This is a genomic window from Cellulomonas fimi, assembly GCF_028583725.1.
Taxonomy (GTDB): domain Bacteria; phylum Actinomycetota; class Actinomycetes; order Actinomycetales; family Cellulomonadaceae; genus Cellulomonas; species Cellulomonas fimi_B.
Map to the genome: position 1 here is coordinate 4,390,186 of NZ_CP110680.1, position 24,902 is coordinate 4,415,087.

Here is a 24,902-nt window from a genome sequence, read left to right on the forward strand (position 1 = left end):
CCTACGGACGGGCGTCGCCGGGTGCCGAGGCCTTCGTCAGCCCGTGCCGCCGACGCGGCGGGTGAGGTCGGCGGCGGCCCGCTGCGCGGCCCGTGCGAGCGCCTCGGCGGCGTCGTCGTCGACGTCGTCGCGCGCGAACGTCACCGCGAGGCCCGCGATCGGGTGGCCGGTGTGGTCGCGCACGGCGACGCCGACCGACGCGAACCCGGGGGTCACGTCGCCGTCCTCCGCGGCCCAGCCGCGCCGCCGCACCTCGACGAGGACGTCGCGCAGCTCGCCCGGCCGGCGGGGTCCCAGCCCGGTGCGGTCGACGAACGCCTCGCGGTCGGGGAAGAGGGCGCGCACCTGCGGGCGGGGCAGGACGGCGAGCATCGCGCGGCCGCTCGCGGTGAGGTGCGCGGGGAGGCGGACGCCGACGTCGGTCACGAGCGCCGGCCGGCGGGACGCGCGTTCCTCGACGACGTAGAGGACCTCGCGGCCGTGCAGCACCGCGAGGTGGGCGCTCTCCCCCACCTGGTCGACGAGCCGGGCGAGCACGGGGCGTGCGGCGCGGGCGAGCGGTGCCTGCCGGGAGTAGGCGGAGCCGAGCTCGAACGCCCCGAGGCCGAGGCCGTACCGGCGTTCCTCGGGCAGGTGTGCGACGACGCCGTGCTCCCGCAGGACGGCGAGCAGGTGGTAGGTCGTGGAGCGGGGCAGCCCGACGGCGTGCGCGATCGCCGCGGCGGGCAGCGGGCCGGTGCGGGACAGGTGCCGCAGGATGCGCAGCGTCGCGTCGGCGGCGGGGACGTCACTGCTCGGCACGCCCTCTCCCCTCCCGCCGGCGTCTGGTATCCCAGACGATATCCCCTCGCGCCCCGGCGACCCGGCCCGCGGCGCGGAGGTGTCATGGGCACATGAGCACCGTCGTCGAGCCGTCGCCGGACCCGGCGCCGAGCCCGCGCGCGGACGGGCCGGCCCCGTCCGCGTCGTCCGCCGACCGCACGCGTGACGACCGCGCGTCTCACCCCCACGGCGCCGCACGGCGCACGGTCGTCGTCGGTGTCGGCCCCGTGCCCGCCCGCGACGTCGTCGCAGTGGCGCGGGACGGCGCGGGCGTCGCGCTGGCGCCCGAGGCCCTCGCCGCGATCACCGCCGGGCGTGCGGTCGTCGACGCGCTCGCCGACGACGACGAGCCCCACTACGGCGTCTCGACCGGGTTCGGCGCGCTCGCGACCCGGTGGATCCCGGCCGACCGCCGCGCGGACCTCCAGCGCAGCCTGATCCGGTCGCACGCGGCCGGGACGGGCGCGGAGGTCGAGCGCGAGGTCGTGCGCGCGCTCATGCTGCTGCGCCTGTCGACGCTCGCGACGGGCCGCACCGGCGTCCGGCCGTCCACCGCGCAGGCGTACGCCGCGATGCTCGACGCGGGGATCACGCCCGTCGTCCGCGAGTTCGGGTCGCTCGGCTGCTCGGGCGACCTGGCGCCGCTCGCGCACGTCGCGCTGGCCCTCATGGGCGAGGGCGAGGTCCGCGACCCGTCGGGCGCGCTGGTCCCCGCGGCCGACGCGCTCGCGCGCACCGGTCTCGCACCCGTCGTGCTCGCCGAGAAGGAGGGGCTCGCGCTCGTCAACGGCACCGACGGGATGCTCGGCCAGCTCGTGCTCGCGCTGCACGACCTCGACCGGCTGCTCGCGACCGCCGACGTCGCCGCCGCGCTGAGCGTCGAGAGCCTGCTGGGGACCGACGCCGTGCTCGCCGACGACCTGCACACGCTGCGCCCGCACCCGGGTCAGGCCGCGTCGGCGCGGCACGTGCGCGCGCTGCTGCGGGGCTCCGGGATCATGGCGAGCCACCGCGGCCCGGGGTGCACGCGCGTGCAGGACGCGTACTCGCTGCGGTGCGCGCCGCAGGTGCACGGCGCCGCGCGCGACACCGTCGAGCACGCGCGGGCCGTCGCGGAGCGCGAGCTCGCCGCCGCGATCGACAACCCCGTCGTCACCGTCGACGGTCGCGTCGAGTCCAACGGCAACTTCCACGGCGCGCCCGTCGGGTACGTGCTCGACTTCCTCGCGATCGCGGTCGCGGACGTCGCGAGCATGTCCGAGCGGCGCACCGACCGGTTCCTCGACGTCGCCCGCAACAACGGGCTGCCCGCGTTCCTCGCGCACGACCCCGGCGTCGACTCCGGCCTGATGATCGCGCAGTACACCGCGGCCGGGCTGGTCAGCGAGCTGAAGCGGCTCGCGGTGCCGGCGAGCGTGGACTCGATCCCGTCGTCGGCGATGCAGGAGGACCACGTGTCGATGGGCTGGCACGCGGCACGCAAGCTGCGCCGGGCCGTCGACGCGCTCGGACGCGTGCTGGCGATCGAGGTGCTGACCGCGACGCGTGCCCTGGACCTGCGCGCACCGCTCGCCCCCGCGCCCGCGACCGGTGCCGTCCGCGACCTGCTGCGCACCCGCGGCGTCGCGGGCCCCGGACCCGACGCCCACCTCTCCCCCGACCTGGAGACGGTCGCCGCTCTCGTCGCCTCCGGCGAGGTCCTGGCCGCCGCCGACGCCGTCACGTCCCCCGAGGAGACCCGATGACCGCCGGTCCCCGTCCCGTCCGCGCGCCGCGCGGCACGGCGCTCACGGCCCGCTCGTGGCAGACCGAGGCGCCGCTGCGGATGCTCATGAACAACCTCGACCCCGAGGTCGCCGAGCGGCCTGACGACCTGGTCGTCTACGGCGGCACGGGGCGGGCCGCACGGTCGTGGGACGCGTACGACGCGATCGTCCGCACGCTCACGACGCTCGGCGACGACGAGAGTCTGCTCGTGCAGTCCGGCAAGCCCGTCGGCGTGCTCACGACGCACGAGTGGGCGCCGCGGGTCCTCATCGCGAACTCGAACCTCGTCGGCGACTGGGCGACGTGGCCCGAGTTCCGCCGGCTCGAGCACCTCGGCCTCACGATGTACGGGCAGATGACCGCCGGGTCGTGGATCTACATCGGCACGCAGGGGATCCTCCAGGGCACGTACGAGACGCTCGCCGCGGTGGCGGCGCAGCGGTTCGGCGGGACGCTCGCCGGGACGCTCACGGTGACCGGCGGGTGCGGCGGCATGGGCGGCGCGCAGCCGCTCGCGGTCACCCTCAACGGGGGCGCGTGCCTGATCGTCGACGTCGACGGCGACCGGCTGCGGCGACGCGTGCACGACCGCTACCTCGACCGCGTCGCAGGCTCGCTCGACGAGGCGCTGTCGCTGGTCACCGCCGCGAAGCGCGACCGGGCGGCGCTCTCGGTCGGCGTCGTGGGCAACTGCGCCGAGGTCCTGCCCGAGCTGCTGCGGCGCGGGGTCGAGGTCGACGTCGTGACCGACCAGACGTCCGCGCACGACCCCCTGGCGTACCTGCCCGTCGGCGTCGCCGTGGAGGACTGGGCCGACTACGCCGCCGCGAAGCCCGACGAGTTCACGGACCGCGCGCGCGAGTCGATGGCCCGGCACGTCGAGGCGATGGTCGGTTTCCTCGACGCGGGCGCCGAGGTCTTCGACTACGGCAACTCGATCCGCGACGAGGCCCGGCGCGGCGGCTACGAGCGCGCGTTCGCCTTCCCGGGGTTCGTGCCCGCGTACATCCGGCCGCTGTTCGCCGAGGGCAAGGGGCCGTTCCGCTGGGCCGCGCTGTCGGGCGACCCGCGCGACATCGCGACGACCGACGAGGCCGTCCTCGACCTGTTCCCCGACGACGACCACCTGCACCGGTGGATCCGGGCCGCGCAGGAGCGCGTCGCGTTCCAGGGCCTGCCCGCACGCATCTGCTGGCTCGGCCACGGCGAGCGCGACCGGGCGGGGCTGCGCTTCAACGAGCTCGTCGCGTCGGGGGCGCTGGCCGCGCCCGTCGTCATCGGCCGCGACCACCTCGACGCCGGGTCCGTCGCGTCGCCCTACCGGGAGACCGAGGCGATGGCCGACGGGTCCGACGCGATCGCCGACTGGCCGCTGCTCAACGCGCTCGTCGCCGCGTCCTCCGGGGCCACGTGGGTGTCGCTGCACCACGGCGGCGGCGTCGGGATGGGCCGGTCGATCCACGCCGGGCAGGTGTCCGTCGCCGACGGCACCGACCTCGCGGCCCGCAAGCTCGCGCGCGTGCTGTCGAACGACCCCGCGACAGGCGTGATCCGGCACGTCGACGCCGGGTACGCGCGCGCCGAGCAGGTCGCGGACGCGCACGGCCTGCGCGTCCCGATGCGGGAGGGAGGGGCATGACGACAGCCCCCGACCGCGGCGGTGCCGTGCCGGCCGAGTCGTCCGGCGGCGTCGCGTCGGACCCGGCGACCCGCGGCGACGTCGGGGTCGCGACGTTCCGGCGCGCGTGGTCGGACCTCGCCCCGGTCGGGCGCGCCCCCGGCGGCGCCGGGTACCACCGGTTCGCGTGGACGCGCGACGACCACACCCTGCGCGAGTGGTTCGCCGGGGAGGCGGCCGCGCGCGGCCTCGACGTCGTCGTCGACCGCGCCGGGAACCAGTGGGCGTGGTGGGGCGACCCGGACGCGCAGCCGGGCGTCGTCACGGGCAGCCACCTCGACTCCGTCCCCGGCGGCGGCGCGTTCGACGGGCCGCTCGGCGTCGTCAGCGCGTTCGCGGCGCTCGACGTCCTGCGGTCGCGCGGCGTCCGGCCGGCGCGCCCGCTGGGGATCGCGTGCTTCGTCGACGAGGAGGGCGCGCGGTTCGGGGTCGCGTGCGCCGGGTCGCGGCTCGTCACCGGCGTGCTCGACGCGGACCGCGCGCGCGGCCTGCGCGACGCCGACGGCACGACGATGGCCGACGCCCTGCGCACCGCCGGACGCGACCCGTCCGCGCTCGGGCCGGACACCGAGACGCTCGCGCGCGTCGGCGCGTTCGTCGAGCTGCACGTCGAGCAGGGCCGGGGCCTCGTGCACGCGGGTGCGCCCGTCGGCGTCGGTCGCATGATCTGGCCGCACGGCCGGTGGCGCGTCGAGCTGCGGGGCGAGGCGAACCACGCCGGGACCACGCCGCTCGCCGACCGACGGGACCCGATGCTCGACCTCGCGGCCTTCGTGCAGCACGTCCGGGCGGCCGCGGTCGACGCGGACGCGCTCGCGACCGTCGGGAAGGTGCGCGTCGAGCCGAACGGCGTCAACGCGATCCCGTCGCAGGTCACCGCGTGGCTGGACGTCCGCGCGGAGGACGAGGCGCGCGTCCGCGCGGTCCTGGCCGCGCTCGCGTCCTGGGCGCCGGCCGAGGAGTCGTGGACGCCTGTCACGTGGTTCGACGCCGACCTCGCGAACGACGTCGCGCGGGTGCTGGGTGGGTCCGCGGCCCCGGCGGCACCCCTGCTCGGGACCGGCGCGGGGCACGACGCGGGCATCCTCGCCGCGGCGGGCGTCCCGACGGCGATGCTCTTCGTCCGGAACCCGACGGGCGTCTCGCACGCGCCCGCCGAGGACGCCGACGAGGCCGACTGCCTCGCGGGCGTCGACGCCCTCGCGACGACGCTCACGCACCTGCTGACCCGGGACCAGCCGTGACGACGCGCGCGCTCCCCCCGGCGGCCCCGCCGCACGGGGCGGGCACGGGGTCGCGATGACGGCGGCGCGCGCGTTCTGGGCCGCGCAGGCCTGGCTCCCCGACGGGCTCGCGCGCGACGTGCGCGTCATGACCGACGCCGGCCGGATCACGGGCGTCGTCGCGGGCGTCCCGGCGCGGCCCGACGACCACCGCCTCCCCGGCGTCGCGCTGCCCGGGTTCGCGAACGCGCACTCGCACGCGTTCCACCGCGCGCTGCGCGGCCGCACGCACGCCGACGGCGGCACGTTCTGGACGTGGCGCGAGCGCATGTACGCGCTGGCCGCGACCCTCACGCCCGAGACCTACCTCGACCTCGCGCGCGCGACGTTCGCGGAGATGGTGCTCGCGGGCGTCACGGCCGTCGGCGAGTTCCACTACCTGCACCACGCACCCGGCGGGGTCCCGTACGACGAGCCGAACGTCATGGCCGAGGCGCTCCGCACCGCCGCCCACGACGCGGGCCTGCGGGTCACGCTGCTCGACACCGCGTACCTCGCGGGCGGCATCGGCCGGCCGCTCGACGGCCCGCAGCTCCGGTTCGGCGACGCCGACGCCGACGCGTGGGCGGCGCGCGTCGACGCCCTGCGCCCCGACGGCACGCTCACCGTCGGCACGGCCGTCCACTCGGTCCGCGCGGTCCCCCGGGACGCGATCGCCCAGGTCGCGGCGTACGCGCGCCGCGACGACCGCCCCCTGCACGTCCACCTGTCCGAGCAGCGCGCGGAGGACGACGACTGCCGCACGGCCTACGGCACCACGCCGACCCGCACGCTCGCCGACGCGGGCGCGCTCGGCCCCTCGACGACCGTCGTCCACGCGGTCCACGTCACCCCGCCCGACGTCGCACTCCTCGGCGCGGCTGCCGTCGGCGCGTGCCTGTGCCCGTCGACCGAGCGGGACCTCGGCGACGGCCTCGCGCCCGGCGCGGCGCTGCGCGCGGCGGGCTGCCGCCTGTCCGTCGGCTCAGACCAGCACGTCCGCACCGACCTGCTCGCGGAGGCCCGGGACGTCGAGCTGCACGAGCGCGTCGCGCGCGAGTCCCGCGGCGTCCTCGACCCGGCGGCGCTCGTCGCCCTGCTGACGTCGGGCGGCCACGCCGCGCTCGGCGACCCGACAGGCGGGCGGCTCGCCGTCGGCGCCCCCGCCGACCTCGTCGCGGTCCGCACCGACACCCCGCGCACGGCCGGCGCCGAACCCGCGCAGCTCGTGCTCGTCGCCGGCAGCGGTGACGTCGACACGGTGGTCGTCGGCGGCACGGTCCGCGTCGACGGCGGGCGGCACGTCCTCGGCGACGTCGGTGCGCTGCTCACCCGGGCGGTGGCCGCCGCCTGGCGCGACGCGGAGGAGGTCCGGTGACGTCGCACCTGGTCACGGGCATCGCGCAGCTCGTCACGCACGACGAGAGGTTCGGCGGGCCGCTCGGCGCGCTCGGCGAGGCGGCGCTCGTCGTCGACGACGGCCGCGTGGCCTGGGTCGGTCCCGCCGCGTCCGCGCCCGACGCCGACCGGCGCACGGACGTCGAGGGCCGCGCCGTGCTGCCCGGCTTCGTCGACTCGCACACGCACCTCGTCTTCGCCGGCGACCGCGCGGACGAGTTCACGCACCGCATGGCCGGCGCGGGCTACACCGGGGGCGGCATCGCACGGACCGTCGCCGCGACCCGCGCCGCGACCGACGACGCCCTCCGCGCGCGCCTGTCCGCGCTCGTCGCCGAGGCGCGCGCGCAGGGCACGACGACCCTGGAGATCAAGAGCGGGTACGGCCTCGACGTCGAGCACGAGGAGCGTCTGCTGCGGCTGGCCCGCGAGGTCACCGACGAGACGACGTTCCTCGGTGCGCACGTCGTGCCGCCCAGCGTCGACCGGGCCGACTACCTCGCGCTCGTGACGGGCCCCATGCTCACGGCCTGCGTACCGCACGCGCGGTGGGCGGACGTGTTCTGCGAGCCCGGCGCGCCGCTCGCGTTCGACCGCGACGAGGCGCACGCCGTCCTCACGGCGGCCGCGCGCGCGGGGCTCGGGCTGCGGGTGCACGGCAACCAGCTCCGGCCCGGGCCCGGCGCCCGGTTGGCCGTCGAGGTCGGTGCCGCGAGCCTCGACCACGCGACGCACCTCGACGACGCCGACGTCGCGGCCCTCGCCGACGCCGCGCGCCACGGTGGCCCGGTGGTCACGCTGCTGCCGGGCGTCGAGCTGTCGACCCGCTCGCCGTACCCCGACGCACGCCGTCTGCTCGACGCGGGCGTCGAGGTCGCGCTCGCCACCGACTGCAACCCGGGCACGTGCTTCTCGACGTCGATGCCGCTCATGGTCGCGCTCGGCGTCGCGCACCTGCGGATGACCGTCGAGCAGGCGGTGCGTGCGGCGACCCTCGCCGGTGCGCTGGCCCTGCGGCGCGACGACGTCGGCCACCTGCGCCTCGGTGCCCGCGCGGACCTGTGCGTGCTCGACGCGCCGTCGGTCGCGCACCTCGCCTACCGCCCGGGCGTGCCCCTCGCCCGCACGCTCACGCTCGGCTGACCCGCGAGCGCTGCGGCCCAATCAGTACCAGCCGTGCGACTCCGAGTGCGCCCACGCCCCGCACGGCGAGCCGTAACGCCCGTGGATGTAGGACACGCCCCAGCGCACCTGCGTCATCGGGTTGGTCTGCCAGTCGGCCCCCGCGGACGCCATCTTGGCGGCCGGCAGCGCCTGCGGGATGCCGAACGCGCCCGACGACCGGTTCTTCGCGGCGGGGTTCCAGCCGGACTCGCGCTGCCAGAGCGCCTCGAGGCAGCCGAACTGGTCCGCGGCCACGAGCGACGCCGCGTACTGCTTGACCTCGCCGACGGGCGTGCGTGACGGCAGCGTCGGTGCGGCACCCCGGCTGCGCGCCGTGTCCCGCGCCGCCTTCGCGGTCGCGGCCTCGTGCGCCGCCTGCGCGGCGGCCGCGGCGGCCGCCGCCTCCGCCGCCAGCCGCTCGGCCTCGGCCTTCTCGGCGGCGATCCGGTCGGCCTCCGCCTTGATCGCCGGGGCCAGCCACGCGGCCTCGGCGTCGGGGGCGGTCCACGACGCGTCCGTGGGGACGGTCACGGGGGTCGCGACGGGTGCCAGGAGCGCGGCGGACAGCACCTCGCGCGACGGCTCGGCGACGGTCGACGGCATCCGCGAGCTCGCGCTCGCGCTCGTCAGCACCGCGGCGGCCACGACGCCGACGGCCACGGCCGGGGCGACCGCGCGCGACCGGCACCACGCGGGCAGGCGGCGCGGCGCGGGCTCGGCGCGGTGCCGGTGCCGCTTCGGTGACGCTGTCATGGCTGGCGGGCTCCTCACGTCGGGCACCGGGTGCCCGGTCCGTGGTCGTCGGACGCAACCACCAGATCGGCACGGCGCCCGCCGCACATGAGCCCTGGGCGGCGAGGTTCGCGCGGTCGGCCCCGCCGGACGGTGCTCCCGGAGCAGCCGCGCCGTCGGTGCGGGACCGTCGGACCGCCCGCGTCACGACCTCTCAGGGCACGTTCGCCCCGCCGTTGACGTTGATGACCTCGCCCACGACGAAGCTCGACTCCGGCGACGCGAGGAACACGTACGCGGGCGCCTGCTCGACCGGCTGGCTCGTCCGACCGAGCCACGACGACTCGCCGAACCCGTCGAGCTTCTCGGCCGGCTGCCCGTCGCTGACCTGCAGGGGCGTCCACACCGGCCCGGGCGCGACCGCGTTCACGCGGATGCCGCGCGGGGCGAGGTCGGCCGCGAGCGCCTTGGTGAACCCGATGATCGCGAACTTCGTCGACGCGTAGTTGATGATCATCGGCGACGGGTTGTAGCCCTGGACGGACGTGCTGTTGATGATCGTCGCGCCGGGCGGCAGGTGCGGCAGCGCGTCGCGCGTGATCCAGAACATCGCGTAGAGGTTGGTCTGGATGGTGCGGTCGAGGTCGGCCTCGTCGAGCTCGTCGAACGACGGGTGGTACACCTGGTGGGCCGCGTTGTTGACGAGGACGTCGAGCCCGCCGAGCCCCGCCACGGCGTCGGCGACCATCGTGCGGCAGAACTCGCGGTCCCGGATGTCGCCGGGCAGCAGGACGCACGTGCGGCCCTCGGCCCGGACGTGCTGTGCGATCGCCTCGGCGTCGACCTGCTCCTCCGGCAGGTAGCTCAGCGCGACGTCCGCGCCCTCGCGCGCGAACGCGATCGCGACCGCGGCGCCGATTCCCGAGTCGCCGCCCGTGATCAGCGCCTTGCGGCCCGGCAGGCGGCCCGTTCCGCGGTACGTCGTCTCGCCGTGGTCGGCCTTCGGGTCGAGCTCCGCGTCGAGACCCGGCAGCGGCTGCCAGGAGGCGTGCGGCTTGATGTGCGCGTGGCGCTCGACGGGGTTGTCGAACGTGAGCTGGTCGGACGGCATCGTCTTCTCCTTCACGGGTGGCGGGACCACGGGGGCGAGGCGCGGCGGCGGTCCTGCCGCCCGACCCTAACCGCGCGGACGGCCCTTCGACATCGTTATCGAACCCGCGGGTCCGGTGCCGGCGCGTGGCGACCTCCCCGCCGCGCGCCGGCCGCCGACCCGACCTACCGTGGCGGGACGCCGCACCCGCGGCGCACCCGGCGGCGGAGGAGCACCGGCATGACGCACGACGACGAGATCGCCAAGGTCACGGAGCTCATCCGCGACGCGAAGGTCTCCATGCTCACGACGGTCGCGGCCGACGGTCGTCTCGTCAGCCGACCCATGGGCATCCAGGAGGCCGAGTTCAGCGGCGACCTGTGGTTCTTCGCCGACGCGGACAGCCACAAGGTCGACGAGATCGCGCACGGCAGCCCGGTGAACGCGGCGTTCGTCGGCAGCACGTCGTGGGTCTCGGTCTCCGGCACCGCCGAGGTCGTCCGCGACGTGGCGAAGGCCCGCGAGCTGTGGAACCCCGTCGCCGAGGCGTGGTTCCCCGACGGCCCCGAGACGCCCGGTCTCGTGCTCCTCGTCGTGCACGGCGAGACCGCCGAGTACTGGGACGCGCCCGGCAACCGGCTCACGACCGCGATCAGCCTCGTGAAGTCCAAGCTCACGGGCGAGCGCTACGACGGCGGGGAGAACGAGACCGTCCGGCTCTGACGTCGGGCGGCGGGGCGATGTCGGACCCCCGCCGTACCGTCCGGACATGGTGGACATCGAGTTCGAGGACCGGCGGGGCAGCCGCATCCAGCACCAGGACCTGCGGGGCGCGCAGTTCGTGCGGGACCGCATGGGCGACGCCGTCTTCCGCGACGTCGGGCTGCAGCGCGTGCGCATGCGGGGCGTCGAGCTCACGGACGCCGACATCGACGGTGAGATCGACGGGCTGACCATCTGGGGCGTCGAGGTCGCGCCCCTCCTGATCGCCGAGCTCGACCGCCGTCATCCCGAGCGCTCCGCCCTGCGGGCCAGGACCCCCGACGAGGTGCGCGCCGGCTACGAGGCGCTCCAGCGCATGTGGGACGCGACGATCGGACGCGTGCGCGAGATGCCGCCGGGGACGGCGGACGTGTCGGTCGACGGCGAGTGGTCCTTCACCGAGACGATCCGGCACCTCGTGCTCGCGACCGACGCCTGGCTCAACCTCGCGATCCTGCGCCGCGAGCAGCCGTTCCACCCGCTCGGCCTGCTGTTCTGGGAGGCGCAGGGCCTCGAGGACAGGTACGGGCTCGTCCCGCTCGGCACCGCCGTGACGCTCGACGAGGCCCTCGCCGCGCGCGCCGACCGCGTCGCCCAGGTGCGCGCCCACCTCACCGGGCTCACGCAGGACGAGCTCGACCGCGACGCCGGCACCAACCCGTGGGGCGACGGGGGTGCCGACGACTCGCGGGTCACCGTGCGCCAGTGCCTGCGCGTGATCTTCGACGAGGAGTGGCAGCACCACCGCTACGCGACGCGCGACCTGGCGACGATCGCCACGCAGGGCTGACGGTCCCGCCCACGGGCAGCGCGCCCGTCCGATTCGGGCGACCTCGGAGTCCGTCGACCGTCGCTCGCCGCCGACCGAGACGGAGCACCCCGGCGCCGGCGAGCAGCAGCACGAGCGCGCTCGTCGGGATCACGAACGGCCCGTGCGGGCCGAGGCCCGCGTACGCCAGCACGAAGATCCCGAGGATCGCGGCGACGTACGCGCCGACGACGACGGGCGTCCGCGTGACCCACCGGAGCGTCGGGCTGAGGTCGCCGGTCGTCCTCGCGCTCGCTCGCGGGCCCGCCGCGATCCGGCGGCGCGTCGCCGCGGTCTCCGTGCGGCCGAGCAGCGCGACCACGACGGCCTGCACGACGACGAGCGTGAGGATCCACGGCACGCGACCCGCCCACCATGCGGAGGACCCGGCGTCGGCCGACGGCAGCAGCCCGAGCGCGTCGAGGAGGACGGCGCCCGCGAGCGCCGCGACCATGTGCCACAGGAACAGGGTCAAGATCATCGAGTTCACGCCGACGACGACGGTCCACGGTCGCGGACGTCGCAGCCACCGCTCGGACGGCCCGGCGACGAGGCCGACGACCGCGAGCTGCGCGGCGGCGAGCGCCATGAGCGCGAGGGTCGGCGGGCCTGCGTTCTGCATCGCGGCGCCGGGGACGCTCACCATGCTGACCGGGTAGGGGCCGGGACCGGTGAGCAGGACCAGCGCGGTGACGGCGCCCGCGAGCAGCGCCACGGCCCGTCGCCGCGTGAGCCGCAGGCGGCCGTCCTCCCACGCGAAGCCGACCTGGTGCACGGCGAGCCAGGCGAACGCGAAGTTGCCGTACGCCCAGACGTCCTGCCCGCTCGCGAGGTGGGCGGCGTCGCCGACCGCGACGCCCGCGAGCAGCACGAGCGGGACGGTCATGCCCCACCGCTCGTGCGCGCGGTACATCAGCGGTGTCAGCGCGATCACGGCGAGGTAGACGACGAGGAACCACAGCGGCAGCGTCACCAGGTGCACCGCCTGCGCGACCGTCCCGGGCTCGACGCCGAGCCGGCCCGCGACGAACGCGCCCCCGGCGACCGCGACGAGCAGGGCCGTGACGGGCGGGAAGACCCGCGCGCTGCGGTCCAGCAGCCAGCGCGCCGCGGTGCCGTCGCGGTCCTGGTGCCGCCGCCACGAGATCGCGTTGGCGATGCCGCCGACGAGGAAGAACACCGGCATGACCTGGAACAGCCACGTCGCCGGGTGCAGGGACGGCGCGTCACGCAGCGCGGTGAACCCCGTGAGGCGGCCGGTCGCGTCGCGCTCGACCGTCATGACGAGCCAGTGCCCGAGCACGACGGCGGTGATCGCGACCGCGCGCAGCAGGTCGACGTGGCGGCGGCGCGTGTCGGGCGTGCCGTCGACGAGCTCGCGGATCGTCGGCACGATCATCCCCCCAGTGTGGCCCGGTCGCGGGACCGCGGACCGACCCGCTGGGCCCGGAGACCCAGCGGGTGATGCCCGGTGCCGACGGCGATCGCGAGCACACCGTCGCCGAGCTCGCGCACGGTCACCGGGCGCCACGCCTCCGCGCGCTCACGGTCGACGACGTCGGGAGCGCCACGGCCGACGCCGACGGTGCGGCGGGCGTCGTCGGGTCGACGGGCGGTGTGCTGTTCGGGTCGGTCCATCGGGGCCGTCCTCCTCGGGTTCACGCCGCGGTGACGGCGTCACCCGGCAGGTGCGGCCGGTGCTCGCGGAGGGCTGCGGGTGCACGGACGAGCGTGCTGGACCTGCGCCGTGGGTCGGTGGCCCTCCTGCGGGAACCACGCAGGCGCGACCGTGCTGCCCGGGTCGCCGTGGGAGGGACTCCCCCGACACCGTTCGCCCCGGCCGTCACGAGGCCCGCACCTGACCCTCGCCGCGTTCCGCACGCCCGTCGGCCGGGAGACGCGCACACCCGTGGCGCCGACCTGCCGGCCGACGCCACGGGATGCTGACGGCGGGCTCACTCCGGCCAGGCGTAGCCCCATGCCTCGCTGACCGGGCTGCCGTCCGCCCGAACACCCGTGACCTCGACGGGCAGGGCCGCGCTCGGCCACCAGGCGGCGAACACGCCCTCCGACGCCGACGCGTCCACGACCGTCCCGTCGTCGAGCACCACGCGGACCGACCCGACGTCCGACGCGACACGTCCGAGCACCGCGCTCCACCGCCCGCTCTGGTCGTTCCCGTACGAGCTGCCCGCCCCGACCGTGAGCTCGCCGGGCTCCGGGTCGTCCAGGCCGCCGGTGGGCACGACGCTCACCATCGACACGTCGGACTCGCCGCGCGGCTCACCCGTGACCCACCCGTAGGCCGCGCCGTCGTCGTCGAACCCGGTCGCGAAGCTCTGCGACGGCCCCTCGAGGCAGGTCAGCAGCACACCCCCGACGTCGGCGACGGTGAACGACCACGGACCTCGCAGCTCGGACAGGACGGGCGCCGCGGTGCCCACCGGCATGCTCGGGTTCTCGGCGGCGAGCTGCACGCACGAGTCGGTGTTCGCGGCGAGCGCGGCGGGGTCGGCCGCCGTCGGCACCTCGCTCCACCCGGCGAACGCCGGCTGGTCGCCGAGCGACGGCAACGTCAGGCCCGCGACCGTCAGGACGGCCACACCCGCGGCCGCCACACCCCAGCGCTGCGCAGGGCGGCCGTGCCGGGCGGGGAGCGGCGTGACCGTCGCGTCGAGACGGTCGAACGTCGCGAGCCTCGCCTCGGTCAGCCCGTCCGGGTCGACCGGAGGGCGGGGTGCGTGGCGGGTCAGGATGTCGGTGCTGGTCATGGTCAGCCTCTCGGAGTCGTGGCGGATGTGGTGGCGGGAGTCGCGGTCGTCGACGGGGCCGGTGCGCTGGGCGACGTCGACGCGACGGCCGGCCCCGGCGCGGTGGACCGTGCCGAGGGGGTCGACGTGGTCGGGGTGCGCAGGGCGGTCACGACGCCGACCTGCGGACGAGGCGACGCCCGCGGCGTGGCGGGTGGTCGCTCGTCGGACGTGATCGCGGCGTCGAGCCGGCGGCGGGCACGGTGCAGCCGGACGTTGAACGTCGCGGGGCTGCACCGGGCGACACCCGCTGCCTGCGCGGGCGTGAGGCCGTCCCACGCGACGAGCAGCAGGGCCTCCCGCTCGCGCGTCGTCAGCCGCGCCAGGGCGCGCAGCAGCGCGTCACGCTCGGCCACGAGTCCGTCCGTGGCGTCCGTCGTCCGGGGCATCACGAGCTCCAGACGGGCCACCGCGGTCACGAGCAGCCGTGCCCGATGGTGCGCCCGCCGATGGTTGGCGATGGTGTGGCGTGCCACCACGAGCAACCACGGGAGCGGCTCCGCCGGCACGTCGGCCCACCGTCGCCACGCCACGAGGAACGTCTCCGACACGACCTCCTGGGCGGTGTCGCGGTCGACGTGCCGCAGCGCGTACGCCTGGACGCGTGGTGCGTACCGGTCCCACAGGTCCGCGAAGCGGGCGGCGTCCCTCGGCGGCTCGGGGAGCCCGACGACCGCGTCGGCGTCGGACCCGAGGGAAGCGTCGTTCGAGGTCATACCGGGAAGTGTCGCGAGACGGCCGGAAGTTACACCGCGCTTCGGGCCGTTCGTCGCGCCCGCGAGGGCCGAGCCCAGGACGGCGGCTGGCTGCTGGCGTCGACGAGTCGGTCGCGTGGATGTAGCGAGCTGCGGCTCCGGGGTGAGCGAGATGGGGCTGGGAGCCCGCCCCTCTGGGTGCGGGCGACCGCGAGGCGGTCCGCCCGGCGCCGTGGATCGATCCGACCCAAGAAACGATTTGCCTCTGGTTTCTCCTCTTGCCGTGGTGCGAATGTGAGCGCTCACACTGTCGGTCGCCGGAGTGTCACGCCCAGCGACCGCGCCCCCGTGGGCAGACGACGCCGTCAGCCCACAGCTCCGCGCTGACAGCCCACCGGTCGGTCCCGTGGGTGCTCCGAGAGAGGTGTTGCATGACGACCACACCACGACGAGGGCGACGCGCAGTCGTCGCCGCGTCCTTGACCCTGGCAGTGGCCGCCGCGGGCCTCGCCGCGGCCATGCCTGCCCAGGCGGCGGCGAGCACGCTCGGTGCAGCTGCCGCGCAGAGCGGGCGGTACTTCGGCACCGCGATCGCGGCGGGCCGGCTGGGTGACAGCACGTACACGAACATCGCGAACCGTGAGTTCACCATGATCACGGCCGAGAACGAGATGAAGATGGACGCCACGGAGCCGAACCGTGGCCAGTTCAACTACTCGAGCGGCGACCGGATCCTCAACTGGGCGCGGCAGAACGGCAAGCAGGTCCGCGGGCACGCCCTGGCGTGGCACTCGCAGCAGCCCGGCTGGATGCAGAACATGTCCGGGACCGACCTGCGCAACGCGATGCTCAACCACGTGACCCAGGTGGCGTCGTACTACAAGGGCAAGATCTACGCCTGGGACGTCGTCAACGAGGCCTACGCCGACGGCTCGTCCGGGGCGCGGCGTGACTCGAACCTGCAGCGCACGGGCAACGACTGGATCGAGGCCGCGTTCCGTGCCGCCCGCGCCGCCGACCCCGGCGCGAAGCTCTGCTACAACGACTACAACACCGACGACTGGTCGCACGCCAAGACGCAGGGCGTCTACACCATGGTCCGCGACTTCAAGTCGCGCGGCGTGCCGATCGACTGCGTCGGGTTCCAGTCGCACTTCAACGCCCAGAGCCCCGTGCCGTCGAACTACGAGACCACGCTGCGCAGCTTCGCCAACCTGGGCGTGGACGTGCAGATCACGGAGCTCGACATCGAAGGCTCGGGCTCGTCGCAGGCGCAGTCGTACCAGCGGGTCGTGCAGGCGTGCCTCAACGTGTCGCGCTGCACCGGCATCACCGTGTGGGGTGTCCGCGACTCCGACTCGTGGCGGTCGTACGGCACGCCCCTGCTCTTCGACGGGTCGGGCAACAAGAAGGCCGCGTACACCTCCGTGCTCGACACGCTGAACTCGGCCACGCCCAGCCCGACGCCGACATCGACCCCCACGCCGACGCAGAGCCAGACGCCGACACCCACCCCGACGTCGAACCCCGGCACCGGCTGCTCGGTCAGCTACACCGCGAACTCGTGGGCCACCGGCTTCACCGCCAGCGTCAAGATCACCAACCTCGGCTCGGCGATCAACGGCTGGACGCTCACGTGGGCGTTCCCCGGCAACCAGACGATCACCCAGGCGTGGAGCACGACCGCCACCCAGAGCGGCAACCAGGTGACGGCCAAGAACGTCGGCTACAACCCGCAGATCCCGGCGGGCGGCACCGTCGAGTTCGGGTTCAACGGCGCGTACAGCGGCAGCAACCCGTCGCCGACGAGCTTCAGCCTGAACGGGACCGTCTGCAACGGTGGCGTCACACCCACCCCGGACCCGACCCCGACGGTCACGCCCACGCCGACCGCCACCCCGACCCCGACGCCCACCAGCACCCCGACGTGCTCGCTGCCGTCGACCTACCGGTGGACCTCCTCGGGCCCCCTCGCCCAGCCGAGGTCGGGCTGGACGTCGCTCAAGGACTTCACGAACGTCGTCCACAACGGCAAGCACCTCGTCTACGCGACGAAGGTCGAGAACGGCAGCTACGGCTCGATGGCGTTCAGCCCCTTCACGAGCTGGTCGGACATGGCCACCGCGAGCCAGAACGCGCTCCCGTCGGGCACCGTCGCTCCCACGCTGTTCTACTTCGCACCCAAGAACATCTGGGTGCTGGCGTACCAGTGGGGTCAGTGGCCGTTCATCTACCGGACCTCGACGGACCCGACGAACGTGAACTCGTGGTCGTCGCCGCAGCCGCTCTTCACGGGGAGCATCTCCAACTCCGGGACCGGTCCGATCGACCAGACGCTCATCGCCGACGGGCAGAACATGTACCTGTTCTTCGCGGGCGACAACGGGAACATCTACCGGGCGAGCATGCCGATCGGGAACTTCCCGAGCAGCTTCGGGTCGAACTACACGACGATCATGAGCGACACCCAGGCCAACCTGTTCGAGGGCGTGGAGGTCTACAAGGTCGCCGGGCAGAACCAGTACCTGATGATCGTCGAGGCGATGGGCTCGCGCGGGCGCTACTTCCGCTCGTTCACGTCGTCGAGCCTGTCGGGCACGTGGACACCGCAGGCGGCCACCGAGAGCAACCCGTTCGCGGGCAATGCCAACAGCGGCGCGACGTGGACGAACGACATCAGCCACGGTGACCTGGTCCGGTCCAACCCCGACCAGACCAAGACGATCGACCCGTGCAACCTGCAGCTGCTCTACCAGGGTCGTGACCCCGACGTGAACACCGACTACAACAACCTGCCCTACCGCCCGGGTCTCCTGACCCTGCAGCGGTGACAGGCGGGGTGCGCGGTCCGGCCCGACGTCACTGACGGGCACGGAACGGCACACCCACGACCGTGGGAACCGGGGAGGGTGGGCTCGATCCGATCGAGCCCACCCTCCTCGTCTCCATGGCCGCGAGCGACGACTACCAGTCGGTGGCGTGGATGTAGCGGGCTGCGGGCTCCCCGAGCCACTGGGTGATCTGCATGACCAGCCCCATGTCGGCGAGCCGCGCCGTCCTGAGGTTGGTGAGCCGGTTGGGCGTGCAGTCGAGCTCGGCCCCCAGGACCGCCCAGGTGAGCCCCCGGTCCCGGCGGCGCGCGTCGACCGCCGCGTGCAGCTCCGCGAGGTCCCAGCGCAGCTGCCGGTCGGGCCCGGCCTCGGGGAGCCGGGCATCGCCGGTTTCCGCCCTCTCACCGACGAGGAAGTCCTCGGGCGGTCGACCCAGCCATCGCAGGAGCGGCAGCGCGTACTGGCACGACATCGTCCCCCGCAGGGAGGTGCGGTAGAGCGCACCCGGGCACAGCGCGTCCCCGCCCAGCCGCGCGTTGAGCACGGCGGTCTGCTCCCAGAGCTCGACGGCGAGCCTCGTCCACGTCAACCCGCGCGCGGTCCGTTCCTCGTCCAGCGCGTGGATGAGCTGCTCGCCGTCGAAGACGGCCCGCGTCCTGGTGGCCCCGCCCATGTTCGGACAGTAGGCCCGGCCGGTGACACCCGGCCCCTCGGCTCGGGATCAGCTGCGACTCCACCGCTGGTTGCTGCCGCCGGTGCAGGTCCAGATGGCGACCGGGCTCCCGTTGGCGGTGGCCGCACCGGTCACGTCCAGGCACAGCCCTGACTCCACGCCGACGACGGTGCCGTCGGGGTTGAGCCGCCACTGCTGGTTGGCGCCGCCGTTGCAGGTCCAGATGGTCACCCGGGTGCCCGGCGCCGTGGCGTGCCCCGGCACGTCCAGGCACTTGTTGCCGTAGACCACGAGCTGGTTGTTGGCGGTCGCGGTCCACTGCTGGTTGCTGCCGCCGTTGCAGTCCCACAGCGCGGGGACGGTGCCGTCGGTCTGGCTGGCGCCCGGGACGTCCAGGCAGCGCCCGGAGCCGACCCCGCGCAGCACGCCGCTCGAACCACCGGTCCCGGTGCCGCTGCCGGGCGTGATGGTGAGGTTGTCGAACTGCGCCGTGACGCCCTGACCGGTCGCGTAGCCGACCTGACCGGCGCCCGACGTGTAGTCGGTGACCGAACCCACGGTCGTGCCGTCGATCGCGGCCGTGATGGTCCCGCCGTCGAACGTCAGCGCGAGGCGGTGCCAGCGTCCCGTGCCGAGCGCCGCGACGGTCCCGCTGGCGAGGGTCCGCGCGTTCCCGCTGGTGTCGTTGCGCCGGATCGACCATGCGCCCCCGGTGTCCAGCCGCAGGTAGTACGCGGTGAGGTTCGCCGGCGCCTGGAACTGGTACGACGCCGCGCGGCCGATCAGCTGGGCGTACCCGCTCTTCTCGAGCAGCACGTCGGACGAGACCGTGTAGTTGGTCCAGCTCGTGTCACCCAGGAGCGTGTACGGCTCGGCGCCCTGCGATGTCCACTTGATCGGCGTCTGCTCGGACATCTGCCGCACGCACCGGCCGGTGCGGCCGCCGCCGCACGCGACGATCTCGAACGAGCCCTCCTGGTCCATGAGGTACTTGGCCTCGCTCGAGAGGGCGTAGCCGTCGTACGTGTCGCTGTAGGGCAGTGCCAGGTTGCCGCGGGCGGGGCTGGTCGCGGTGCCCTTGCCCTGGCCGCTCGTGGTGGTGAGGGAGTAGACGCGGCCGGGCTGGACGGTCAGGGAGAAGCGGCCGCCCGACGGCGTGAGGTCGGCCTGCCGGACGAAGTGGTCGGCCGAGCTGTTCGACCTCACGTTGGTGGACCAGACGCGCACGGTCCCCTGGGACAGGCCACCGGCCACCGTGAAGTTCAGGGTCTGGGCGCTGGAGGCGTCCATCGTCTCGACGACCGTGCTGTAGTCGGTCCCCGTGGGCGACCTCAGCGAGACGTAGCTGCCGGCGTTGCGGTTGCCCCCGATGTACCCGCTGGACGCGTCCAGGTAGCGCCAGCCCGGCGCGGTGAACTGCGTGGTCTGGGCCATGACCCAGGCGTTCTTGCCGATCGAGTAGTACCCCGACCACGGCTGGGGCGCGGTGGCGACGCCCATGGTGGGCCAGGGGAGGTTCGGGGTGATCGCGGCGATGATCGGCCAGTTCATGTACGCCGTCATCCGCCCGTCGATGTAGCCGCGGTTGATGCCGCGAGCCACGGCCTCGGCGCCCCCGTTGTAGTCGTCGGACCCGTTCTCGCTGGCCCACAGCGGCTTGCCCGTGGCGATCGCGTTGGACGAGCTCGGGCAGCTGGTCTGCGCGCTGCGGTACCCGCACACGTAGTGCGAGCCGAACACGGCCACCGCCTGGGCGATCGACGGGTCACGCAGCGCCTGGTCGGCGGCGGCCCAGCCGAAGTCGTCGGACGCGACGATCCTCACCGAGCCGTAGCCGCGGGCGTCGAGGGCCGCGCGGAGGTTCTTGTACCAGGTGGCGTTGAACCCCTTCTCGTTCCATCCGCCCAGGTAGTCGATGGTCAGCCCGTGCGACCGGGCGCAGCCGAGCCAGTCCGTGAGGTAGGTGATCGCGTCGTTCGTCCAGAAGTCCGAGCCGATCCAGCCCGGGGCGCCCCACGTGAGGCCGACCAGCCGGATGCCGGGGTTGCGCGCCTCGGCCTGCTCGGCCAGCCACCACTGGTACCCCCGGTTGCAGTCGACGACGCCGCGCGTGTGCTCGTGGCTCGGCTCGGCGCCCGACGTCGTGTTGGTGTCGCCGCCGATCTCGAGCTTGAGCAGCTGCACCGCAGCGCCGTAGCCGGGCCTGAAGAGGTAGTCGAGGATCTGGCTCCGCTGCGGCTCGGGGTAGTCGATGAGCAGCCGGCTGTTGCCCCCTCCCCCGCTGATCGCGCCGACGCCGTCGAAGACCCGGCCACCCGACGAGCCGTCGATGGTGATCGCCGCGTCGGCCGAGGCCGGCGCGGCGGCGAGCGGGAGCCCGGCGCACACGGCGACGCCGGCCGTGACCAGGGCGATCGCCGCCCGCCGTGCCCTCGCGGCTGTGCTGCGATGGGTGGATCCGACCATGGCTCTCCCCGTCCGGTGCGACGCCGTCGTCGACGCGGGACGATCCTGGTGCCAGTCCTCGGACGTCCCGTGTCCCTTGGTTAGCACCGCGCGAAAGTGCCGCGCCACGGGAGAAACGGTTCGGATGTGAGCGCTCACACGGCGGGTGCGCGGCGGGTGCTGTATGCCTGCGCGCGGGCGTCGTCATGGGGCGCGGCGTCCACGTCGATCACCCGTTCACGGCCTCCGCAGCGATCTCGACGAGCAGACGGTCCCGGGCCTCCTCGTGGGCCGTGATCGTGACGACCGCGTCGCCGTTCGTGGGGAGGTACACGAACTGTCCGTAGAGCCCGTCCAGGCGCCAACCCTCGCCCGGGCCCTCCCACACGGCGACGCCGTAGCGCGACGAGGCTTCGCCCCAGCCCGTGGCGACCCAGCTCGAGTGCATGGCGTCGATCCACGAGCCACTGACGATCCGATGCCCGTGCCAGCTCCCGCGGTCGCGTAGCACACGACCGATCCGCGCGAGCTCCTCCGTTCGCAGCTCCAGGCCGCTCCCCGCCACGATCCAACCCTGTGGGCATCGATGCCACTGCGGATTGTGGATGCCGAGCGGGTCGAACAACCGCGGCAGGAGCCAGTCGCGCACGTCGCCGACGACCGAGCCCACCATGCGCATCGCGACGTAGGTGCTGGCGTCGGAGTACTGGAAGACCGCGCCGGGCCCGCGCGTGGGGCGGCGCAGCATCTCCTGGGCGAGATCAGGCCAAGGGACGACCTGGCTGCCGAACCACTCGAAGTCGATGCCGCTCGTCATGGTCAGGAGATGACGCAGGGTCACGGCCTCGACGCCGTCGCCGAGACGCATCGCCGGCAGCAGCTCGGCGGCTCGTGTCTCCATCGACAGGAGCCCTTCGTCGACGGCGATCCCGGCCGCGAGCGCGCTCACTCCCTTCGAGACGGAGTAGACGTTCACGCGATCGTCGCTACGCCAGCGGTGCTGCGCCTCGTCGTCGCCGACGAGAACGTGCACGCCGTAGGCGGCCAGCTTCTCGGCGTTGATCGCCGTGACGACTCGGTCGAGGACGGATGTCGCTGTACGCACGCCGTGAGACTAGCGACGACGTCGTCGAGGCAAGTCGGCTGCGGTACCGGCCTCGGGGCCGCAGACGGCGACCTCACCTCACACGAAGCGCCAGAGGTGGTCGTTCGTGCCGTTGTCGTCCCAGACGAGCGCCTGAGCCCCCTGCGTCGTCGACATGTCGGCGACGCCGAGGACACGCCCGCCGGCCGCCTGGATGCGGAAGGTGTCGCCCGCGGTGTACCGCAGCCGCCACTGCTGGCTGCTCGCGCCGGTGTCGGTCACCTGCACCGCGCGGGTGCCGTTGCCCGTGCCGCCGCCCTCGACGGCGAGCACCTTGCCGGTGTGCTGGTTGCGCAGCCGGAGGTAGCCGTTGCTCGCCACGACGGCGGTCCACAGGTGGTCCGCGGTGCCGTTGTCGCCCCACTGGATGACGGCCGCGCCGTCCGCCGTGGACATGTCCCGGACGCCGAGCACCAGGCCGGTGTGCACGTTGAGGATCCGGCGAGCCCCCGACGGGACGAAGCGCCAGCGGTTGTCGGCCGAGCCGTTGTCGGGATCCATCACGACCGCGGCGCCACGCGCCGTCGACCCACCCGCCGTGCCAAGCAGCTTGCCGGTGTGGTTGTTGCGGACCCGGTGGGTGCCGTCGCCGTTGTCGAGCACGGTCCACAGGTGGTCCGCCGTCCCCGTGTCGCCCCACTGGACGACCTGGGCACCGTCGGCGGTCGACATGTCCCGGACGCCGAGGACCTTCCCGCCGTTCGCGCAGCGCAGCTTGAGGGCGGTGCCCGAGACGACCAGGCCCCAGTCGTGGTCGGCCGTGCCGTTGTCGTCCCAGACGAGCGCTGTCGCCCCGTCGGCTGTCGAGGCGTTCTGGATGCCGAGCACGAGGCCGCTCGCCACGTTGGCCAGACGGAACGCCCCGGTGGTGGCGACGCCGGAGCCGTTGGTGGACCAGTACACGGTGTAGTTGAAGCCGTGCGCGTCGTAGAACGGGACGAGGTTCACGGTGGAGCCGTCCGCCTGGGCCGTGAACGCGAGCGCCGTCGTGCTGGTGCGCGTGATCGACGACGTCACGAGCGCCGGCGGGCCTGACAGCGACGTGCTGCCGTAGTTCCCCGCCAGCACGACGGGTCCGTAGAGGATCGCGGCCACCGCGGGGTTGTCGTTCGTCGGTTCGACCCGCACGGTCATCGGCAGCCGGACCGTCACCGTGTCACCCGACGTCCACGACCGGGTGAGGCTCGCGTAGGTGCCGGGCGTCGTCGGGATCGCCTGGACGGCGCCGTTCACCGCGACCGTCGCGCCCGTCGCCCACGAGGGGATGCGCACGCGCATCGTCCACGAGCCGGAGACGGACCCGGTGACCGTGAGCGTCGTGGTGTCGCTCGCCGGGTACGTCGTCGTCTGCGTGACGGTGATCCCCCGCTCCGCCCACGTCAGCACCGACGGCACGAACAGGTTGACCGTCAGCGTCGTGCCCGACCGGAAGTACACCGAGTCGGCCAGCTTGGTGTTCGTCTCGATGCCGGTCCCCTGGCAGCACCAGAAGCTCGCGTAGTCGGTGCTCCACGTGCCACCACCCCAGGCCGGGCCGACACCCTTGCGGCCGCCGGGCTGCAGCGGCGTGAAGTAGGTGATGTGCCCGTGCGCGCTGGTCGGGTCCTGTGCCCCGATCAGGTGGTTGAGGAGCGCCCGCTCGTAGAAGTCGAAGTACGACGCCTTGTCCGGCTCCATCACCCACAGCTCGCGCGTCAGCTTGAGCATGTTGTACGTGTTGCACTGCTCGCAGGTGTCGTTGCGCAGGTAGGTCGAGATCGCGTTCGGCGCCCGGAAGTGCTCCGCCTGGCTGTTCCCGCCGATCGCGTACGTGTGCGCGCCCACGGTGAACGCCCACGCGTTGCGCGCGATGTCGCGGTACCTCGTCGTGCCCGTCGCCTTGTACTCGCGGGCCGCGCCGATCCACTTCGGCACCTGCGTGTTGGCGTGCAGGCCGTCGAGGCGGTCGGTGTTGGCGGCGAGCGGGTCGAAGACGGCGGCGTGGTCGAACCGCCGGGCGACCGTCAGCCAGCGCGCGTCGTTCGTCATGAGGTGCAGGTCCGTCAGGACCGCGTTCATGCCGCCGAACTCGACCCTCAGGGTGGTCTGCATCTGGGTGGTGCTGAGCCTCGCGGTGCGCGTGTCGACCCACGCGGCGAGCCGCAGCAGCACGTCGCGGGCCTGGGTGCTCTCCAGGTAGCGCCACACGTCGAGAAGACCGGCCAGGGTCTTGTGCAGCGCGTAGTACGGCACGTTCCCGTTGCCGGTGCCCGTCTCGGCGACCGAGAAGTCCGACTCCGGGAAGCCGGCGAGGTAACCGGCGGCGAACCCCTTGGCGCCGTTGTTGGCCTGGCACTTCGCGAGCTCCGCCACCATGTACGCGGCCTTGTCCCGGCACACGGTGTCGCCGAGCGCCGCCCACGCCTGCGCCCACGCCGACAGGAAGTGGCCCTGGCTGTGCGAGCGGAACGGGAAGCTCGGTGCCTCCCACCCCCCGAGCGGCGCTGCGCCCGCGGTGGAGAGCCCGTGGTTGGCGCGGAAGTTGTACAGCAGGCGGTTCACGTCGACGAACCGGAGGTACGCCAGCGTGCGGTTCTGGTTGTCCATCCACCGGCTCGCCGTGAGGCGGACCTGATCGAGGGAGAACTCCGCGGCACCCACGCCGACCTCCCCGCGCGCGGGCGGGACGACGGCGGCCGCCGGGGCGGCCGTGAACAGGGACGGACCGATCGCCGTGACCGCTCCGGCGAGTGCGGCACCAGCCAGGACCGTACGGCGGCTGACCTCGGCGGATGCTGGGGTCGCAGACTGCTGACGTGTCATCGGATTCTCCATCGAATCG

Annotated in this window: 19 protein-coding genes; 8 read left to right on the forward strand and 11 right to left on the reverse strand. The window is 74.1% G+C overall.

Annotated features, from left to right (window positions below):
- Positions 1–36: 36 nt before the first annotated feature.
- Complete coding sequence (locus tag OOT42_RS19855; RefSeq protein WP_273652873.1) at positions 37–801, reverse strand: IclR family transcriptional regulator; 765 nt, start codon at positions 799–801, stop codon at positions 37–39.
- A gap of 92 nt (positions 802–893) precedes the next feature.
- Between OOT42_RS19855 and hutH the strand changes: the two genes are divergently transcribed.
- From hutH to hutI, 5 genes are read left to right on the forward strand one after another with little or no spacing between them, the layout of a single operon-like run.
- Complete coding sequence (gene hutH, locus OOT42_RS19860; protein WP_273652874.1) at positions 894–2,567, forward strand: histidine ammonia-lyase; 1,674 nt, start codon at positions 894–896, stop codon at positions 2,565–2,567.
- On the forward strand, positions 2,564–4,228 hold the full coding sequence (hutU, locus tag OOT42_RS19865) for a urocanate hydratase (protein WP_273652875.1): 1,665 nt from the start codon (positions 2,564–2,566) through the stop codon (positions 4,226–4,228). Before hutH ends, hutU begins: the two co-directional genes overlap by 4 nt.
- Complete coding sequence (locus OOT42_RS19870; protein ID WP_273652876.1) at positions 4,225–5,511, forward strand: allantoate amidohydrolase; 1,287 nt, start codon at positions 4,225–4,227, stop codon at positions 5,509–5,511. The genes hutU and OOT42_RS19870 overlap by 4 nt, the downstream gene beginning before the upstream one ends.
- A gap of 55 nt (positions 5,512–5,566) precedes the next feature.
- Positions 5,567–6,907 (forward strand): formimidoylglutamate deiminase, encoded by a 1,341-nt coding sequence (locus tag OOT42_RS19875; RefSeq protein WP_273652877.1) that lies wholly within the window; start codon positions 5,567–5,569, stop codon positions 6,905–6,907.
- Entirely contained in the window at positions 6,904–8,070 is a 1,167-nt protein-coding gene (gene hutI / locus OOT42_RS19880; RefSeq protein WP_273652878.1) for an imidazolonepropionase, read from the forward strand. Before OOT42_RS19875 ends, hutI begins: the two co-directional genes overlap by 4 nt.
- A 21-nt stretch (positions 8,071–8,091) precedes the next feature.
- Here hutI and OOT42_RS19885 read toward each other — a convergent pair whose 3' ends face one another.
- Complete coding sequence (locus tag OOT42_RS19885; RefSeq protein ID WP_273652879.1) at positions 8,092–8,844, reverse strand: transglycosylase SLT domain-containing protein; 753 nt, start codon at positions 8,842–8,844, stop codon at positions 8,092–8,094.
- 193 nt (positions 8,845–9,037) lie between these two features.
- Complete coding sequence (locus OOT42_RS19890; RefSeq protein ID WP_273652880.1) at positions 9,038–9,934, reverse strand: SDR family oxidoreductase; 897 nt, start codon at positions 9,932–9,934, stop codon at positions 9,038–9,040.
- Between the two features lie 219 nt (positions 9,935–10,153).
- Between OOT42_RS19890 and OOT42_RS19895 the strand changes: the two genes are divergently transcribed.
- Both OOT42_RS19895 and OOT42_RS19900 read left to right on the forward strand, forming a co-directional pair.
- Entirely contained in the window at positions 10,154–10,636 is a 483-nt protein-coding gene (locus OOT42_RS19895) for a pyridoxamine 5'-phosphate oxidase family protein (protein WP_273652881.1), read from the forward strand.
- Positions 10,637–10,682: 46 nt separating this feature from the next.
- Positions 10,683–11,465: a DinB family protein gene (locus tag OOT42_RS19900; RefSeq protein WP_273652882.1), complete on the forward strand. Its 783-nt coding sequence runs from the start codon at positions 10,683–10,685 to the stop codon at positions 11,463–11,465.
- Here the strand turns inward: OOT42_RS19900 and OOT42_RS19905 are convergent.
- The 4 genes from OOT42_RS19905 to OOT42_RS19920 all read right to left on the reverse strand — a co-directional run bounded on the left by OOT42_RS19905 (position 11,368) and on the right by OOT42_RS19920 (position 15,009).
- Positions 11,368–12,882, reverse strand: a complete 1,515-nt coding sequence (locus tag OOT42_RS19905; protein ID WP_273652883.1) for an acyltransferase family protein — start codon at positions 12,880–12,882, stop codon at positions 11,368–11,370. The two genes, OOT42_RS19900 and OOT42_RS19905, sit on opposite strands and share 98 nt — an antisense overlap.
- Positions 12,879–13,121, reverse strand: coding sequence for a hypothetical protein (locus OOT42_RS19910; protein ID WP_273652884.1), 243 nt, complete (start codon positions 13,119–13,121; stop codon positions 12,879–12,881). Before OOT42_RS19910 ends, OOT42_RS19905 begins: the two co-directional genes overlap by 4 nt.
- 317 nt (positions 13,122–13,438) lie before the next feature.
- Positions 13,439–14,254: a hypothetical protein gene (locus OOT42_RS19915; protein WP_273652885.1), complete on the reverse strand. Its 816-nt coding sequence runs from the start codon at positions 14,252–14,254 to the stop codon at positions 13,439–13,441.
- Between the two features lie 2 nt (positions 14,255–14,256).
- Positions 14,257–15,009: an RNA polymerase sigma factor gene (locus OOT42_RS19920; RefSeq protein WP_273652886.1), complete on the reverse strand. Its 753-nt coding sequence runs from the start codon at positions 15,007–15,009 to the stop codon at positions 14,257–14,259.
- 458 nt (positions 15,010–15,467) lie between these two features.
- On the opposite strand from OOT42_RS19920, the gene OOT42_RS19925 reads away from it, so the two are divergent.
- A complete protein-coding gene (locus OOT42_RS19925; protein ID WP_273652887.1) occupies positions 15,468–17,819 on the forward strand; it encodes a non-reducing end alpha-L-arabinofuranosidase family hydrolase in 2,352 nt (783 codons plus the stop codon).
- Positions 17,820–17,952: 133 nt separating this feature from the next.
- On the opposite strand, the gene OOT42_RS19930 is transcribed toward OOT42_RS19925, so the two are convergent.
- From OOT42_RS19930 to OOT42_RS19945, 4 genes are all read right to left on the reverse strand, one after another.
- On the reverse strand, positions 17,953–18,492 hold the full coding sequence (locus OOT42_RS19930; RefSeq protein WP_273652888.1) for a hypothetical protein: 540 nt from the start codon (positions 18,490–18,492) through the stop codon (positions 17,953–17,955).
- A 48-nt stretch (positions 18,493–18,540) separates the two neighbouring features.
- Positions 18,541–20,958 carry a ricin-type beta-trefoil lectin domain protein gene (locus tag OOT42_RS19935; RefSeq protein ID WP_273652889.1) on the reverse strand — a complete coding sequence of 806 codons (2,418 nt, stop codon included), beginning with the start codon at positions 20,956–20,958 and terminating at the stop codon, positions 18,541–18,543.
- A 208-nt stretch (positions 20,959–21,166) separates the two neighbouring features.
- Positions 21,167–22,042 (reverse strand): serine hydrolase domain-containing protein, encoded by an 876-nt coding sequence (locus OOT42_RS19940; RefSeq protein WP_273652890.1) that lies wholly within the window; start codon positions 22,040–22,042, stop codon positions 21,167–21,169.
- Between the two features lie 78 nt (positions 22,043–22,120).
- Positions 22,121–24,883: a beta-L-arabinofuranosidase domain-containing protein gene (locus tag OOT42_RS19945; RefSeq protein ID WP_273652891.1), complete on the reverse strand. Its 2,763-nt coding sequence runs from the start codon at positions 24,881–24,883 to the stop codon at positions 22,121–22,123.
- Positions 24,884–24,902: the final 19 nt, after the last annotated feature.

Excerpts from the sequence above, each read along its gene's own strand:
- hutH (WP_273652874.1), top strand. The coding sequence starts at position 894 with ATGAGCACCGTCGTCGAGCCGTCGCCGGACCCGGCGCCGAGCCCGCGC.
- hutU (WP_273652875.1), top strand. The coding sequence starts at position 2,564 with ATGACCGCCGGTCCCCGTCCCGTCCGCGCGCCGCGCGGCACGGCGCTC.
- OOT42_RS19870 (WP_273652876.1), top strand. The coding sequence starts at position 4,225 with ATGACGACAGCCCCCGACCGCGGCGGTGCCGTGCCGGCCGAGTCGTCC.
- OOT42_RS19875 (WP_273652877.1), top strand. The coding sequence starts at position 5,567 with ATGACGGCGGCGCGCGCGTTCTGGGCCGCGCAGGCCTGGCTCCCCGAC.
- OOT42_RS19885 (WP_273652879.1), bottom strand. The coding sequence starts at position 8,844 with ATGACAGCGTCACCGAAGCGGCACCGGCACCGCGCCGAGCCCGCGCCG.
- OOT42_RS19890 (WP_273652880.1), bottom strand. The coding sequence starts at position 9,934 with ATGCCGTCCGACCAGCTCACGTTCGACAACCCCGTCGAGCGCCACGCG.
- OOT42_RS19895 (WP_273652881.1), top strand. The coding sequence starts at position 10,154 with ATGACGCACGACGACGAGATCGCCAAGGTCACGGAGCTCATCCGCGAC.
- OOT42_RS19900 (WP_273652882.1), top strand. The coding sequence starts at position 10,683 with ATGGTGGACATCGAGTTCGAGGACCGGCGGGGCAGCCGCATCCAGCAC.
- OOT42_RS19905 (WP_273652883.1), bottom strand. The coding sequence starts at position 12,882 with ATGATCGTGCCGACGATCCGCGAGCTCGTCGACGGCACGCCCGACACG.
- OOT42_RS19910 (WP_273652884.1), bottom strand. The coding sequence starts at position 13,121 with ATGGACCGACCCGAACAGCACACCGCCCGTCGACCCGACGACGCCCGC.
- OOT42_RS19915 (WP_273652885.1), bottom strand. The coding sequence starts at position 14,254 with ATGACCAGCACCGACATCCTGACCCGCCACGCACCCCGCCCTCCGGTC.
- OOT42_RS19920 (WP_273652886.1), bottom strand. The coding sequence starts at position 15,009 with ATGACCTCGAACGACGCTTCCCTCGGGTCCGACGCCGACGCGGTCGTC.
- OOT42_RS19930 (WP_273652888.1), bottom strand. The coding sequence starts at position 18,492 with ATGGGCGGGGCCACCAGGACGCGGGCCGTCTTCGACGGCGAGCAGCTC.
- OOT42_RS19935 (WP_273652889.1), bottom strand. The coding sequence starts at position 20,958 with ATGGTCGGATCCACCCATCGCAGCACAGCCGCGAGGGCACGGCGGGCG.
- OOT42_RS19945 (WP_273652891.1), bottom strand. The coding sequence starts at position 24,883 with ATGACACGTCAGCAGTCTGCGACCCCAGCATCCGCCGAGGTCAGCCGC.